The organism is Nocardia tenerifensis NBRC 101015 (assembly GCF_000308715.1).
GTDB classification, from domain to species: domain Bacteria; phylum Actinomycetota; class Actinomycetes; order Mycobacteriales; family Mycobacteriaceae; genus Nocardia; species Nocardia tenerifensis.
Map to the genome: position 1 here is coordinate 37,339 of NZ_BAGH01000611.1, position 14,649 is coordinate 51,987.

The 14,649-nt window shown below is 67.2% G+C and carries 7 protein-coding genes; 6 read left to right on the forward strand and 1 reads right to left on the reverse strand.

Going from position 1 to position 14,649, the window contains the following annotated elements; all coding sequences use genetic code 11:
• Positions 1–149: 149 nt before the first annotated feature.
• Positions 150–614 carry a YbaB/EbfC family nucleoid-associated protein gene (locus tag ON39_RS43700; RefSeq protein WP_040743043.1) on the reverse strand — a complete coding sequence of 155 codons (465 nt, stop codon included), beginning with the start codon at positions 612–614 and terminating at the stop codon, positions 150–152.
• Between the two features lie 790 nt (positions 615–1,404).
• Here ON39_RS43700 and ON39_RS43705 point away from each other — a divergent pair.
• The 6 genes from ON39_RS43705 to ON39_RS43730 all read left to right on the forward strand — a co-directional run bounded on the left by ON39_RS43705 (position 1,405) and on the right by ON39_RS43730 (position 13,950).
• Positions 1,405–3,180 (forward strand): hypothetical protein, encoded by a 1,776-nt coding sequence (locus ON39_RS43705; protein WP_040743047.1) that lies wholly within the window; start codon positions 1,405–1,407, stop codon positions 3,178–3,180.
• Positions 3,181–3,254: 74 nt separating this feature from the next.
• The gene (locus ON39_RS43710; protein ID WP_146251334.1) at positions 3,255–3,743 is read left to right on the forward strand and encodes a YbaB/EbfC family nucleoid-associated protein; all 489 of its coding nucleotides are present in this window, start codon (positions 3,255–3,257) and stop codon (positions 3,741–3,743) included.
• Between the two features lie 4 nt (positions 3,744–3,747).
• A complete protein-coding gene (locus tag ON39_RS43715) occupies positions 3,748–10,086 on the forward strand; it encodes a WXG100-like domain-containing protein (protein WP_040743052.1) in 6,339 nt (2,112 codons plus the stop codon).
• Positions 10,079–12,808 carry a WXG100 family type VII secretion target gene (locus ON39_RS46615; RefSeq protein ID WP_051187901.1) on the forward strand — a complete coding sequence of 910 codons (2,730 nt, stop codon included), beginning with the start codon at positions 10,079–10,081 and terminating at the stop codon, positions 12,806–12,808. Before ON39_RS43715 ends, ON39_RS46615 begins: the two co-directional genes overlap by 8 nt.
• Complete coding sequence (locus ON39_RS43725; protein ID WP_040743054.1) at positions 12,805–13,614, forward strand: ESX secretion-associated protein EspG; 810 nt, start codon at positions 12,805–12,807, stop codon at positions 13,612–13,614. Before ON39_RS46615 ends, ON39_RS43725 begins: the two co-directional genes overlap by 4 nt.
• Positions 13,615–13,641: 27 nt before the next feature.
• The gene (locus ON39_RS43730; RefSeq protein ID WP_040743056.1) at positions 13,642–13,950 is read left to right on the forward strand and encodes a hypothetical protein; all 309 of its coding nucleotides are present in this window, start codon (positions 13,642–13,644) and stop codon (positions 13,948–13,950) included.
• Positions 13,951–14,649 lie beyond the last annotated feature (699 nt).

Genomic DNA, 14,649 nt, shown 5'->3' on the forward strand with positions numbered 1-14,649 from the left:
CGCGCGGTCCTGCGTGCCGAGCACGCCGCAGCGTCGCCGAATGCGAAGAGCCGCAGCGCTGTTCGCTCGCAGCGCCTGCTCGCGCATCGGACGGAACCGCCGGCCGACGACGTGTTCGACTCGGTCATGAACGACAACCGGGCCGCCGTTCAGTCGTGGTCGGCGACCGACCACGGCCGGTTCGGCGCATCGGACCCGCGCTCCTTGCGCGCCGCGGGCGAGTCGAACGAAGCGCGTTGCAGCTCAGGGGTTTTCGTGCGCAAATCGGGCAGACCCTCGACGATCGAGGACAAACTCGGCAACCGGGACCTGGTCTCTCGAATGGGCGCGATCAATTCCTCGGCCTTGCGGGCGACCTCGGCGGCGGCGGCCTGGGTGGCCTCGGTGACGGCGTCGGCGATGTCGTCATAGTCCAATTCGTCTATGTCGTCACCGAACTCGGTGTCGATCACCACGCCGTCGGCGTTGACGGTGATGGACACCTGCCCCTTGCCCGCGGTAGCGCTGGCGGTCAGCTCCACCCGCTGCTGCTGCACCTGCGCGATCGAGCGAATGTGCTGATTGACCGTGTCGAGCAGATCGGCGGCGTCACCCTTGATTCGCTCGTTGCGCACGTCGAGTCTCCTACCGCGAAGAACTGTGAACCCGCGATGCGTGGCTCCGCCATTGATTACCTCGCGAACGTACCACGCCACACCGGCCGGGATCCCGGCATGACGCGATTATTATGTGGCTATTACGCACTCTGTTATGGGGATATTGCGCGAGGTCGACCCGCGTGATGTTGAATACCGGTGGTGAAACGTGTCGACGGCACCCGTGACACAAGTTTTCGTGATAGGGACTGCGCTGCGGACTATGCTCGGTATCGAACGACAAATCGCGAGTCGATGCCGCAAGGGAACGCTCGGCCATTGTCGTCGAGCCACCATAGCGGTAATCGAGAAGGGCATGCACGGCCGACGCACGCCAGGGCGGTGCTGAGTGGCGACCGACCCGCCCGTGGCTGAGACATGCAGCGCCGCAACGCCCTCGGCAGGACAACCGCTCGACCGTCGGCGACGAACCCCGAGACTGGGTGCCGCAGACCCCGTGCCGACCTCGAATTCGGTGTCCTCCGCACCGTCATGACGCAATTATTACGCCATTATGACGCCCTGTTATGTGAGACTTACTCCCGACTGGGCCGCATGGTGTTGAATCCCATCAGTGGTGTGTGCTCGACCTCGATGTCGCGGTACGAGTTCGCACTGCGCTGCAGTAGCTGCCGGTATCGAACGAAAGGCTGCGAGTCGATGCCGCGATGATGATGGAAGCGCTATCTGGACAAATGCAACGTGTGGCCGGCCGCGTGCCTGAATTCGGTGGGCCGACGCGGCGTACCGACGAGAAAGAAATCATCATATGAGCGATCCCCAGCAGCAGAACGGGGCCGGGGACGGTAACCCCGTCGACGTCAGCTTCCGGCTGAGCACGGCGGGCGCGCAACCGGCGGGCGGCGACGAGCCGACAGCCGACGCGCCGCAGACGCCCTCCGCGCCAAGTGATTCCGGTGCGACCGAAACGAGTGCCGACACCGCCGCGCCGCAGGCCGTCGAGCAGACGGCGGACGAGCAGCCCCACGCCGCCGAGCAACTCGACGCCGCCGAGCAGCCCCACGCCGCCGAGCAGGCGTCTGCCGAGCAGGCCGCCGACGAGCAGGCCGCTGCGCCGCAGGCCGGCGAGCGGGGCGCAACCGAGCAGGCAACCGACCCATGGTCGGCGCAGGAGCAGGCGATCGAGGAGCAAGCGGCCGAACTCGCCCACCGTATCGCGCGCGAGCTCGGCGCGGCGGGCCCGGAGAATTGGCGGTGGCTGGAGGCGGTCTTCGCGCTCACCGTCGCCGGGGGCGTCGCCTATGTGCGCTATTACGACGACACCGATCAGGTCTCCCGGGCCGAGCCGTCCAGCGAGGTAACCGAACTCGTGCTGACGCACCGCGAGATCTCCGCGCAGCTCGGCGACGGACCGTGGTGGCGCATGATGGTCGAGCTCGAGATCACTGGCGCGGTGGAGGTCGACTACGACTACGGTGACGAGCCGTTCCCCGACGATCAGCTGCTGTCCACCGACGCGTACCGCGCTGACCTGGAGGCGTTTCCGCGGGAGCGGATCCCGGTGTGGTTGGCGGCCTACAACTTCCACGACGAGCGGCAGTGGCGCTCGCCCGAACAGGCGGCCGCGCAGGCCCGCGACGACCGCGAGGCGAACATCACGCCGGTGCTCTCGCGGGAGGATTTCCCCGCGCTGCCGGTGCTGTGGGCCCGCTGGGCGACGATCGCGGCGGCCTTCGTCGCCGTCGGCTCGGGGCTCGGACCGCGAATTCGCCCCTCGCTGGGCATCTTCGAGGGCGCGGCGCGCAGCGGCTCCACGCTGTTCGTCCTGCCCGGTGGACGCGCGGTGCTCTCCGGTGGCGTCTGGAACGCCGCCGAACTCGACGCCGCCTACAACGACGGCGACGAGTTGCCGGACCTTTATGCCGGGGCCCCGGAGTGGGTGGCCAACCAGGTGCTCAATCCCCGTGCGGCCCAAGGCCTCTTGTCGTTTTGCTACTGGTGGGCCAACGGCAGCTGGCATCGTGGCGAGTCGCCGACCGCGGACCTGATCAGCGCGGCCGTGCCGGGGGTGTGGACCGAGGAGACCGTCGCCGAGATCGTCTGCGGCGTCACCGGTGACGACACCACGGAACAGCGGCGCACGGCCGCGGCGACGCTGGTCGCGGCCGCCGAAGCCGGTGTGGTGACCCGCGATACGTTGACCGCGGTGTTCGATCAGCCCGGCGCCAATATCGACGGCGCGATGTATCAGCTGTCGCTGGCCGGACTCACCGCGACGGCCCCCGAGCCGTTATCGCGAGACCAGGCGATCACCCTGGTGCGCGACTACATCATCGGCCTCGACGTCGACACCACCGACTACCCGCTGGACACGCTCGTCGCCGAACGGCTCGAGGTCGGCTGGATGGTGTTCGCGCCGACCGAACCCGGCGAGATCGCCATCGGCCGCGCGATCTTCTACATCGCCGACGACGGGGTCATCGAGCAGTCGTCTTCCTCCATGCCGCCGTCGACCTATACCGAGGGCTTCGAACAACGCTTCCAGCAACGCCGCGCCAGACCGGGCGTCGAACTCGTCCTCTGACGAAGAAGGGGCTGGCCCATGCTCAGCGCGGTCTCGCGGAATGAGCTCGACCTACGATCCGGAGGCTTCTGGTGGTGAACGAACGGCTGCGGGCCGACGCCGCGATGATGATGGAAGCGATGTCGGAACAGATGCAGGGTCTGGCGAAGATTCAACGCGACCGTGCCCGGCTCACCGCGACCGTCACCGCGTGCGACAAACGAATCGCCGTGACCGTCAACGCCGATGGCATCCTCATCGAGACCCGGTTCGCCGACGACGTGAGCGATCTGTCCTACACCGAGATCGCCGAGGCGATGACCGAGGCCGTACAGGCCGCCGCCAAGAAGGTCAGCGAGCAGGGCCGTCGGCTCATGGAGCCGTTGCGGGAGCGCAAGTCTCGGTTACCGCACCTGTCGGATCTGCTGGAGGACATGCCCGATGTCCGCTCGATGGTTCCGGTGGCGCCGCCCGTGTCGACCGCGCCGCCGAACTCGCCGGAGCGGCGCTACGACGACGAGGACGCGGGCTTCGACGACGCGCGTCCACTCGGGCGCCGCTCGATAGTCAGCGACCTCGACTGAGCTTATGAGCCTTTATCTGCCACCGGAGCTGCGCTGGCTGGGGTGGATCGCGGGCGGCGCGTGGCCCGACGGTGACGAGGACAAGATCTGGGCCGTCTCGTCCGCCTACAAGGACACCGCCACCGCGTTGCGCAGTCAGATCCCCGACATCGAGGATGCCAAACGCACCGCCGTCTCGGCCTATCCGGAAGGCGCAGGCGGCGAGAAGATCGGCGCGATGTTCGACCAGTTGCTCAAAGGCGATCAGTCGATGGAGTCGCTGGCGAGCTTCATGGAGCAGATCTCCGACGCCACTTTCGATTTCGGCACGCAGGTCGAGGCCGCGAAGCTGATGACGATCGTGTCGCTGATCGCGTTGGCCATCGAGATCGCTTGGGCCTGGGCCTTTCCGCCCACCGCGCCCGCTGTGCAGGCGGCCGAAGAGGTTGCCACGCAGTCCATTCTGCGACGCCTGGAGTGGCAGCTGCAGGAGCGGATCATCGCCAAAGTGCTCTCGGTGTTCGGAAACAGGTTCGCCGGCCTCAGCAAGAACTGGGTGCTGAAGATCCTGGAGGCGATGTTCATCTCCGGTGGTCTCGATCTGGCCGTGCAGCTCGGCCAGAAAGCGGCCGGGCATCGGCGGAATATCGACGGGAAAGAGCTCGGGGTCGCGATCTTCTCCGCGGGCGTCGGCGCGCCGTTCGGCCGGATCGGGGCCAACGGGATCAACAAATTCACGACGAAGTTCTTCGGAGACAAGTTCACCAACCCCTGGGTGCGGGCCGGGAACGGCGCGATCGTGGGGATCGGCGGCGGCGCGCTGGAGTACGGTGCCGGCAGTGTCGGTGCCGCGTTGATCACCGGGGATTGGTCCGGGACGCTGGGTAACCCGGCCGGCTGGGTCGGCGGCGCGGCGCGCGGCGGGATCACCGGCGGCGTCAAGGGATACGTCGGTTTCAATCAGTTCGGTAACAAGAGCTTCGGGGTCGATTGGAGAGGGCCTCGGGACGGGTCGGCGGATACCCCGGTGCGGGGCGGGTTCTCGTTCGATCCGGGCAGGGGCGGCTCCCACAACGTCGAATTCAACGGCGGCCGAAATGGTTTCGACGGCGAGCACGTCACGGTCCAGGGATCGAACGGATCGGGAGGTGACGGACGAAGCGTCCACCCGGCCGGGTGGACCGGGGACAACGGCTCGGGGCGGTCGAATCAGTCGCCCAATGGCGTGTCGAGCTACGAGCCGAACGGCAACGGTACAAACAGGCCCTTGGTTACTACGAGCGAGTACAACGGTGACCGGTCGGGCGGATCCGGTCAGCCCGGCTCGACGCAGTCGGGTAATGGAACCAAAGTCGTCGGCGTCAACGGCGATTCGTACTCGTCGAGTCCGCCGCCGGGTCGTTCCACAGGTGTTGGGAGCGATCGGGGTGCGCCCTCGACTTCGAATCCTGCGGGGCGCAGTGGAGATTCGTACAGCAGGAACGATGCGGCAGGGTCGCGACCGACCTCTTCGGCGAATTCGACTGGTGGCGGGCGCGATTCGTCGGTGATCAGCGGATCGACCGATCGGATCAGCGGAGACAGCGGCCAGCCGCTCCTGCACCGGACTGCCGGGAGCGACGGTTCGCTGCAGTGGCAGCGCCAAACACCCGGCGACGGTTTTCAGACGCCGTCGCGCTCGACCGCGCCTGAGCCGAATATCGCCGCGGGACAGTCGCATCGTTCGCCGGGGTCCGTGTCGGATCTGAGTTCGGATTCGGGCCGGTCGGATCGTGTGCCGGGGTCGGTGTCGGATTTGAGTTCGGATTCGGGCCGGTCGCATCGTTCGCCGGGGTCGGTCTCGGATGTGAGCTCGAGTTCCGGTCAGCCGCCGCGTTCGTCGAATGTGTCGGATACGAGTTCGACCGGTTCGGGGCAGGTGCGTTCGTCGGCTGGGCCGGAGTCGGGTTCTGCGGGTTCGGGTCATCCGCGTTCGTCCGCGTCGGAGTCGGGTTCGACTGGTTCTGGCCAGTCGCCGCGTTCGTCGGCCGTGCCGGATACGAGTTCGGCTGGTTCGGGTCAGCCGCGTTCGTCCATGTCGGAGACGGGTTCGTCCGGCTCGGGCCAACCGCCGCGCTCGTCCGTGCCGGAGACGGGTTCGACCGGCTCCGGTCAGCCCCCGCGCTCGACGGTGGTATCGGAGACGGGTTCGACAGGTCCTGGTCAGTCCCCGCGTTCGCCGGGGACGGTGTCAGATCTGAGCTCCAATTCGGGTCAGTCGCCTCGTGCGCCGGGGTCGGTGTCGGAGTTGAGTTCGAATTCGGGTCAGCCCTCGCGTTCGTCGGCCGCGCCGGACACGGGCTCGGCGGGTTCGGGTCATCCGCGTTCGTCGGCTGCGCCGGAGTCGGGAGCGAGTCAGCCGCAGCGTTCGCCCGTGCCGGATACGAACTCGAGCGGTTCGGGTCAGCCGCCGAGGCGACCCATGGGCCTGAATCTTGATGGCCAGCAACAGCATTCACCCGCCTCGGAGACAGGATCGAACAACCCGAGGCAACAGCGGCACCCGGCGCCGAATACCGGTCTCGGCGACGACACGTCGCAGCCACGGCGCACATCCGCGCCCGCGACGGATTCAGGCAACGTCCCGCCGTCGAGGCAGCGCCCGTCCGAGTCCGGCTCGAACGGGCCCGGGTGGCAGCGGTTGCCGTCGAGTTCCGGTTCGTCCTCGAGCGCCGAGGGAGATCGGCCGGCGCCGCGGGCGGCGATGCTACCGGCCCAGCCGGACCACGGCGGCCAGCGCGGCCACGACGCCGAGTCGAGCGGCCGCGGCGGCTGGACCTTCGAGGCCGATCAGAACCACCCCAACTGGACGCGCACCGACCGGGGCGACGCGCTGATCACCTCACCCGACGGCACCGAGCACATCGTGGACAAGAACGGGAACATCTTCCTCGCTCGCCCCGGCGACGACACGGTGGTCCTGATCCGGCCGGACAACTCGGTCGAGTTCTTGCCCAATGATGGCAAATACCCTGTAGCAGAAGCAGGACCGCGTACCGGCACAGGCCGTGACGGGGACTTCGGCTTCGGCCGCGACGACGGCACCCAGCACACGGTGCTGGGCGACGGCACGGTCCGGACCACGTCCCCGGACGGCTCGATCACGATCATCAAGCGCGACGGCGGAGCGGAACTCCGTTCGCCCTGGGACGAGCGGACGCGGTTCGAGCCGGACGGCACCGTCGTCCCGATCCGTCCGGACGAGCCGACGACGGACACCACGCCCGGCAACACCGTGCCGAACGACAAGGCTGAGTGGAAGCGTGAGGGCGACGGCAAGTTCCTCATCACGTCCCCGGACGGCACCAGGCACGAGGTCGGCGCGGACGGGGCCGTGCTGGTGGGGCGCCCCGGCGATCCGCAGTTGCTGAAGATCGACACCGACCATTCGATCGTGTTCGTCGGCCCGGACGGCACCGGCCCGTCGGCCCGCCCCGACGCGACCACCCGAAAGGGCAGCGGTGTGCAGTCGCCGACGTTCACCCGGCCCGACCAGGTCTCACACACGGTGCTGGACAACGGATCTGTGCGGACGAAGTCCCCGGACGGCTGGACCACGATCGTAAGGCCCAACGGGACAGCGGAATTCACCTCGCCGACCGGCGACCGGACCCTTTACAAGCCGGACAACACCGTCGTCGAGTCGGGCCCGGACAGGCCGACGGTGATCACCGGCCCCGACGGGACCAAACAGACCATCGAGCACAACAACGTCGTCACGATCGAACTGCCCGACAGCACCAAGCATGTCGTGTTCGACGCCACGGACGCGCAGGGCGGCGGACGGACCCAGCACCCCGACAACACGGTGATCCACTACGACCTGAACGACACTTTGAACATCGGGCCGCGCGATCGGCTCGGCGGCTTCGATCAGGATGGTCCGCGCAAACCCGCGACCATCCAGATGGAGCGGCCCGACGGAATCGGCCTCGAGTCGACGCCCAAGGGCGTCAGGGTCTTCGACGGCGACGGCACCGTCTACGAGCGCGGCCCGCGCGGGTCCGTGCGCGTCACCACGCCGAACGGGCAGACCGAGTCCCGGCCGATCAACGAGCCGATCGAGCTGTCGAACGGCGCGCAGCTGGAGCGGACACCCAAGGGCCTGCGGGTCGTGCATCCCGACGAATCGGTCTCCGAGATCGGGCCGAACGGCGCGTCATTCACCGACAGCAACGGCGTGGCCCGTGGGACACACAGGGATGGAACGGCTTTCGTCAACGACACGGACGTGCGCGAGATCCGGGGTGACGGCGCGGTGCGGGTCACCACGGAGAACCAGACCGCCTGGGGCAGTAGGCCGGACGGCACCACCTGGACCGTCGATGACAAGAACAAGGTGCACGTCTCCGATCCGGAGGGCGCGGCGGCGTTGCCGGCCGATCCGAAGAATCCCTATGTGGACGGCCAGGATCTGACCGCCAAGCCGCGGCCGCCTCGCACGAACAAGAACGAGCCGATGCCCGACGCCTATCGCGCGCCGACCGCTCCGGGAACCGAGGATTGGCTCCCGGAGGGCTTCGAGGAACAGGACGAGACACCGCCGGACAACTTCCTGTGGGATCCGCCGAATCGGGGCTACTGGGTTCCGCCGGATTGGCGGGTTTGGCGTTCGCCCGGCTCGGACGATTGGCGTCCGCCCGGCCCGGACAACGAGATCGATTACTACGATTACGGCAGCGGACCCGCTGGCGACCAACGCGATTGGGACGACGATCGTGGTTCCGGGCAGGGCAGCGGGTACGGCGGCGGTGACGGTACAGGCGGCGGGCCGGACCGCGTCGGCGACAACGGCTTCGGCGATTCCGGTGCGAGGGGCGGCAGCGGTCGGCGTGGAAGCGGCGACGAGTTCGGCGATTCGGGCTCCGCGGATGGAAGCGGCGACGGATTCGGCGATTCCGGCGCGACGGATGCCGACGGTCGGCGCGGCAGCGGTGGCGACTCCAGCGCCGGCGAATCCGATGTAGGCCGTGACGGCTCGGCCGAGCGCGATGCGACACCTCCTCCGGTAGACCAGGAACCGCCTCCGCCGCAGCTGGACCCGGCCGAGTTGGCCAACATGCTGCAAAACTTGCACAGCGCGGACGGAATGCTCCCGCCAGGTGGCATCGGGGGATCGGAGCTACCGGGCGAGGGCGAACGATCACCGGACTTCTCACGTCTCCTCGACCCGGGGAGCTCGTCGCGGAACGCGCCACCGCCAGATCTTTCCGCGCTGCGCGGAATGCTGAACCAGTTGGGCGAGAACGGACTCGGTGGGCCGGGAGGAACGTCGTCCGACTCCAAGGACAACTCGGCCACGTCGCGCGGTCGGCCGGGGTCGACGGACCAGTACGGCAATGCCGAACATCCTGGCGCGGGGAGGAACTCGGGCACGCCGGACACCCGCGTCCGGCAGGACGGTTCGGGTTCCGAAAGCCGTTCGGGAGGTCAAGGTTTCGATCGTCGCCCCGACGGCCGGGGTGCCGACGGGCGTTTCGGCGGTCAGGACGCCGATCGTCGCCTCGACGGCCGGGTATCGGACGGGCGTTTCGGAGGACAAGGCGCTGAGGGGCGTCTCGGTGGTCAGGGTTCCGACGGACGCTTCGGTGGTCAAGGCTCCGAAGGGCTTTCGGGTGACCAAGGCTCTGAGAATCGTCCGAACGGACAGGGCTCCGAGAATCGTGTCGGTGACAACCGTCACGGTGATGGGGGCACTGAGAACCGCTCGGACGGAAAAGGTTCCGAGAACGGTTCGCCCTCCGATGTCCGGTCACCCGCTCACGGAGCCGAAAACCGCGCGGACGCACCCGGCGCCACCGAGCGTACGGGCGATGAACGCACCGGAGAACGCTCCGGCGGCACGGGAACCGGAGATCAAGCGACCGGCCAGGGCACCGGAGAGCGTCACGGTGCGCCCGGTGGCCAGAACGATCCGGCCGCACCCGGACAGGCGAAAATCCCCGAGCAGCAAGGAAATACGTCGCAGCCGGGTGGTGTGGGCACCCAGCAGCCCTTCTCGCCGGGACGCCCGCCCATGGCCCCCATGCACGACGGCCAGTCTTCGCCCGCGATGTCCGCGCCCGGCGGCGCACCGCCACCCGCGTCCCCCGCGGCGTCGCCGGCCGCAGGCGCGAAGCAGAAACCACCACGCCGACAACGCAAGAAGAACGACAAACCTCGAAAGACACCGAAATCGATGTTGATGCCTTCGCCATCAGAGGCGCCCGACCGAGCCGGACCCGACGACTCCGTCGACGTCCCTTTCGTTCTGGGAGTTTCGAGCCAGCAAGTCGAGCCGGAGAGCACGGCGCGATCGACCACGAGGAGTACCGCAGATGGCTGACGAGCAGCCGAAGAAGATCGACGATACGACCAAGACGTCGGTCAACGACTGGAAGGATCTGCGTTCCAAGGCGGATCACCATACGCTGGGGTTCGATACCCTCAAGTTCGATCCCGAGATCGTGGTCAGGTGCGCACAGCTGTGCCACGACATGATCGGAAAATTGAAGTGGTATCAGGACTACATCCGGAACAACAAAATGGCCGACATGGAGAACTGGTCGGACGAGACGGGTGGGATCCAGCTCACGCAGCGCTTCAACTCCAAGGGCAGGGATGTCCTCGCCGCGATGGACACCATGAAGATAATCATGGAGGACATGGGCGACACCTTCCTCAGTGCCGGGGGCAACTATCTCCGGGCCGAGGGCAAGTCGACCGAAGCGCTCGAGAAGGTGGGCGATCTCCAGAAGGTCGATCCCATCAAGCCGAAGACGGAGCCGCCGAAGGAGCCGCATCCGTCGAACACCGACAGCAATCCGGACAAGATCAAGCCGCCGGTCGGTGCGGACCCCGGCAACCCGATCGTCCCCGAGGACGGCAGTGGCTGGGGCTGGGATAGATTTCATTCTTTCGGTCAGTCGCTGATCGGACACGACTGGCGCAGTTATGAGGCCGGTACTCGATACAATTCGATCGCCGGACAACTCAGCGGAGACCTCACCGACCTGAACGGCTCCATCAAGCGGGCGACCGAAATGTGGACCGGTGCGGGCGCGGAACAGGCGAAGAAGGCGATCGAGCGTTTCGCCGAGAACTCGCTCGTCTTCGCCAACAGCCTGACCAATCTCGGCAATGATCTGCTGTATTGCTCGAAGTGGCTGAACTACACCTACAACAAGACCCCCGAGAAGACCTGGGACGCCACCTACGCCTCGGACTGTGTGAAGCGCGACCGGCTGGGCGATTACCGCGGCAGGTACAAGGACACCTACATGCCCGGTATCGAGGGCGCTGTCGCCGCGATGCCGCTGATCGCCGTGACCGGCACGGTCAGTCAACCGCCGCCGCCGGGGGAGAAGAACGACGGCAAGGGTGACGGCAAGGGCGATGGTAAGGGTGACGGCAAGGGGAATGGCAACGGGAACGGAAACAACAACGGCGGCGGTAACAACAACGGCGGCGGCAATAACAGTGGCAACAACATCGACAAGAACAGCCCCGAGTACAAGGCCGGTTACCAGGACGGTTACAACCAGGGTCTGAAGGACGCCGGAGGTAAGAACGGCAACGGTCAGGGCAATGGCAACGGTCCGGGCGACGGCCAGAACAAGGGCGGCGGAAACAGCGGCGGCAGCGGCAATCCCGGCGGCTCCGGGAACAGCGGCGGCAGTGGTAATCCCGGCGGCACCGGAAACAACGGCGGCATAGACAAGAACAGCCCGAACTACAAGGGCGGCTTCCAAGACGGCAACAAACAGGCGCTCAGCGACAACAAGGCCGCGGTCCCCGGCGGTGGCTCGGACGGCGGGTCGAAAGGCGGCTCCGGCTCTAGCGGCGGCTCCGGCTCCAACGGCAGCGGTAACGGTTCACCGGGCCCGAAGGCGCAAATACCCGACCTCTCCAATTACGGTCAGGGAGACGGGTCTCGGAACTCACCGCAGCCCAATGGCAGTGTCGGTTCCCCCGGCGGTGCCCCCACCGGACGTGCCAACGACAATTCGAGCCCCATGCCCTACAGCGGGCCGGGTGTCGCGGACAAGGGAAACACTCCCAAAATCACCCCGCCGGTCAGCACAACGCCCTCCCGGCCGGGCGGCGGCACGCCGCCGCCACCGGGATCGCCCGAGGATATGCTCAACAAGCTGCTGCACGGCGAGAACCCGCTGAAGGATTTGAGCCCGGAGGCCCTCAAGAAGATCGGCTCGGATCTGCTCGGCGGGCTGAGCCCCGAGATGCTGAAGAACATGAGCCCCGAGGCTTTGCAGAAGCTGGGCTCCGATCTGCTGCAGGGATTGAGCCCGGACGAACTGAAGAAAATCGGAACGGACATCCTGGGTGGCCTCAGCCCGGATCAGCTGAAGCACCTCAATCCCGAGATCCTGCGTAATCTCAGTCCGGAGACGCTGAAGAATCTCAGTCCGGAAGTGCTGCGGAATCTCAGCCCGGAAGTCCTGAAGAACCTCGACGCGGAGACGTTGCGGAACCTGAGCCCGGACACCATGCAGGCTCTGGGGCGGACCCTGGCGCAGACCCCGGGCGGCGCGGATGTGATCAAGCTGCTGACCGACGGATTGACCAGCTTCACCTCGACTCTCGGTGACGTGATCAAAACCGGTACCGAAACCCTCGCCGGTCTGGCGAACAACGGCATGCTCGGCATCCCGGGCATGGGCGATTTGCAGCCCATGCACCTCGCCAGCAGCAACGGCTCGCTGCCGAGCGATCTCGCGTCCGCCCTCAGGGGCAGCGGCGCCGGAATTCCCTCGGGCGGAGGTCCCGGTCCTGGTCCACACTCACAGCTGACCACCCTGTCCACACCGTCGGAATCGTCGAAGCTGTTCCCGCGGGCCGCGATTCAGAGCCTCCCCGAGGGGCATCAGGTGCAGGCCAACCCCAACGGGGCCGCCGGGCCGGGTATGCCCATGGGCCCGGGCCCCGGGCCCGGCGCGCAGAATGGCAGCGGGGAGTACAAGCGGCCGAAATACCTTGACTCCGTGACCAATCTGGATAGCGCCCTCGGTCCGGACATCGAGCGGTCGAAGCCGGTGATCGAGCCGTGACACAGCAGTGGAAGTTCACCGCGCTGGAGTTCATCGTCCTGTGCGAGCAGTATCGCGAGGGTTCGCTGCCGACGCCGTTCCTGTTCGTCACCGACGAGGTGGTGATGGCCGACGATCTGGCACGGCGTAAGCGTGCGGCCTGGGAGGACCTGCGACGACGGCTCGGCGGCTCGTTCGACGGCGCGATCCAGGTGTTGACCGCGCCGGAACTGTTTGTGCGAGTGCGTAGTTGGGACGAGCAGGACGAGAACAATATGTCCAAGCAGTACCATTTGCACGCCGCGCGAGCCGGTGCGCTCGGCTACCTCTTCGAACAGCGGCCCGGTTTGCTCACCTACGACACCCCGGCGTTCACCGTCACCGAGTGCGACCCACGCGGCCTGGCCAACGCCGTCGTCGACCGGCTGCCGCAGGTGGAAGCCGGTCGCTCGCAGGACATTCCGATAGTGACCGACCCGGCCGAGCACATCACGCCGACCTGGGGGACCAGCTATGTCCGAGACGACCGCGACAGCTCGCCGGTCTATCAGACCCAGCAGTTCTTCCAGCGGCGCGCCGATTGCACCGGATCGATCATCGTGGTGCAGGGTCGTTCGAAGTACGGGCCGCGCGGCATCCACGAGACCAAGATGATGTGGCGCGACGTGGCCGACGACGGGCGGTACTTGATGTCGCTCGACGGGGCGCCGATCGCGGTCGCCACCGGGCGCAGGCAACTGACCGAACGGATCCAGCGCGATATCGACCATCTGATGCAGCGTCTCGAAACACATTGGGAGGACGGGCGTGTCGTCGATCGATACTGATCCGGCAGGGAGGCAGGAGATGAAGACATGACAGGACAGCGCAGGGTCGAGGTGGACACCACGCGGTTGCGCAGCGCGGCGGCCAAGATGGAGGATGTCGGCAAGAAGACCACGGAAATCATGGGCACGCTGCGAAACAACTTGCAGTCCCACGGGTTTCCGTGGGGCCACGACGACTACGGAGACAAGTTCACCGGAGGCGACAAGGGCTACACCAAGTCCTCGGACAACCTGCTGACCGGCGGCGACAACATGGCGGACTCGGCGGCCAAGTTCAGCAAGGGCATGTACGGTGCCGCGAACAAGATGGACGACATGGACGGCCGGAAACCGTAGGGGGTTCACCAGGGCCGCGCCCTCGCGGCTTGGAGCTGCTCGTCGTGCTGACGATGCTCGGGACGCTGGGCCGCGCGCCGCTCCAGCGGGCCGCCGTCTCGGGCCGTAATCTCACCCGAGCGGCGGCCAGCGTGCCGCGCAACCACTGCCGGTTGTGCGTATGGGGTTCGATGCCCGAGGCCACGCCCGGCCGGGGCACAGTGGCTCGTGGCGAACCACGACCGCTGAGCCAGGTTGCCCGGCAACGTCTCTCGGCACGGTGCGCGCGCCGGGGGGGGGCATCGCCCCGCAGACGTCGCGGTGCTGCCCCGACCATCCAAGGTAGTCGAGCCGTCCTCGAAACGCTGGCGCGGGCCGAGGTCGCCGAGCCCGCGCTGCCGGAGCCGTTGCCCGCCGGGAGGCGCGCCAGGAACGGCAGCCGCATATGGATCGCGGGTCGCGCATCACACGGCCCGCGCGCCACCGAGCAGAGTCATATGGTCGTCCCGCAAGATCAAGTCGCGACCCTATGACTCTGCTCCATTCCTCCGCTTTGCTCGCTCCAGCGGTTGGGGGTGCGCTCGCAACGGTGCACCGCCCACAGGCGCTGGCCACGGCGCGACTCCCGGGGTGCGCTGGCCACGGCACGCCTCCCGGGGTGCGCTGGGCAGGGCGGATGTGCGCCGCCCAGGGTGCTCCGTTCGACGCCGTCGATCTCGC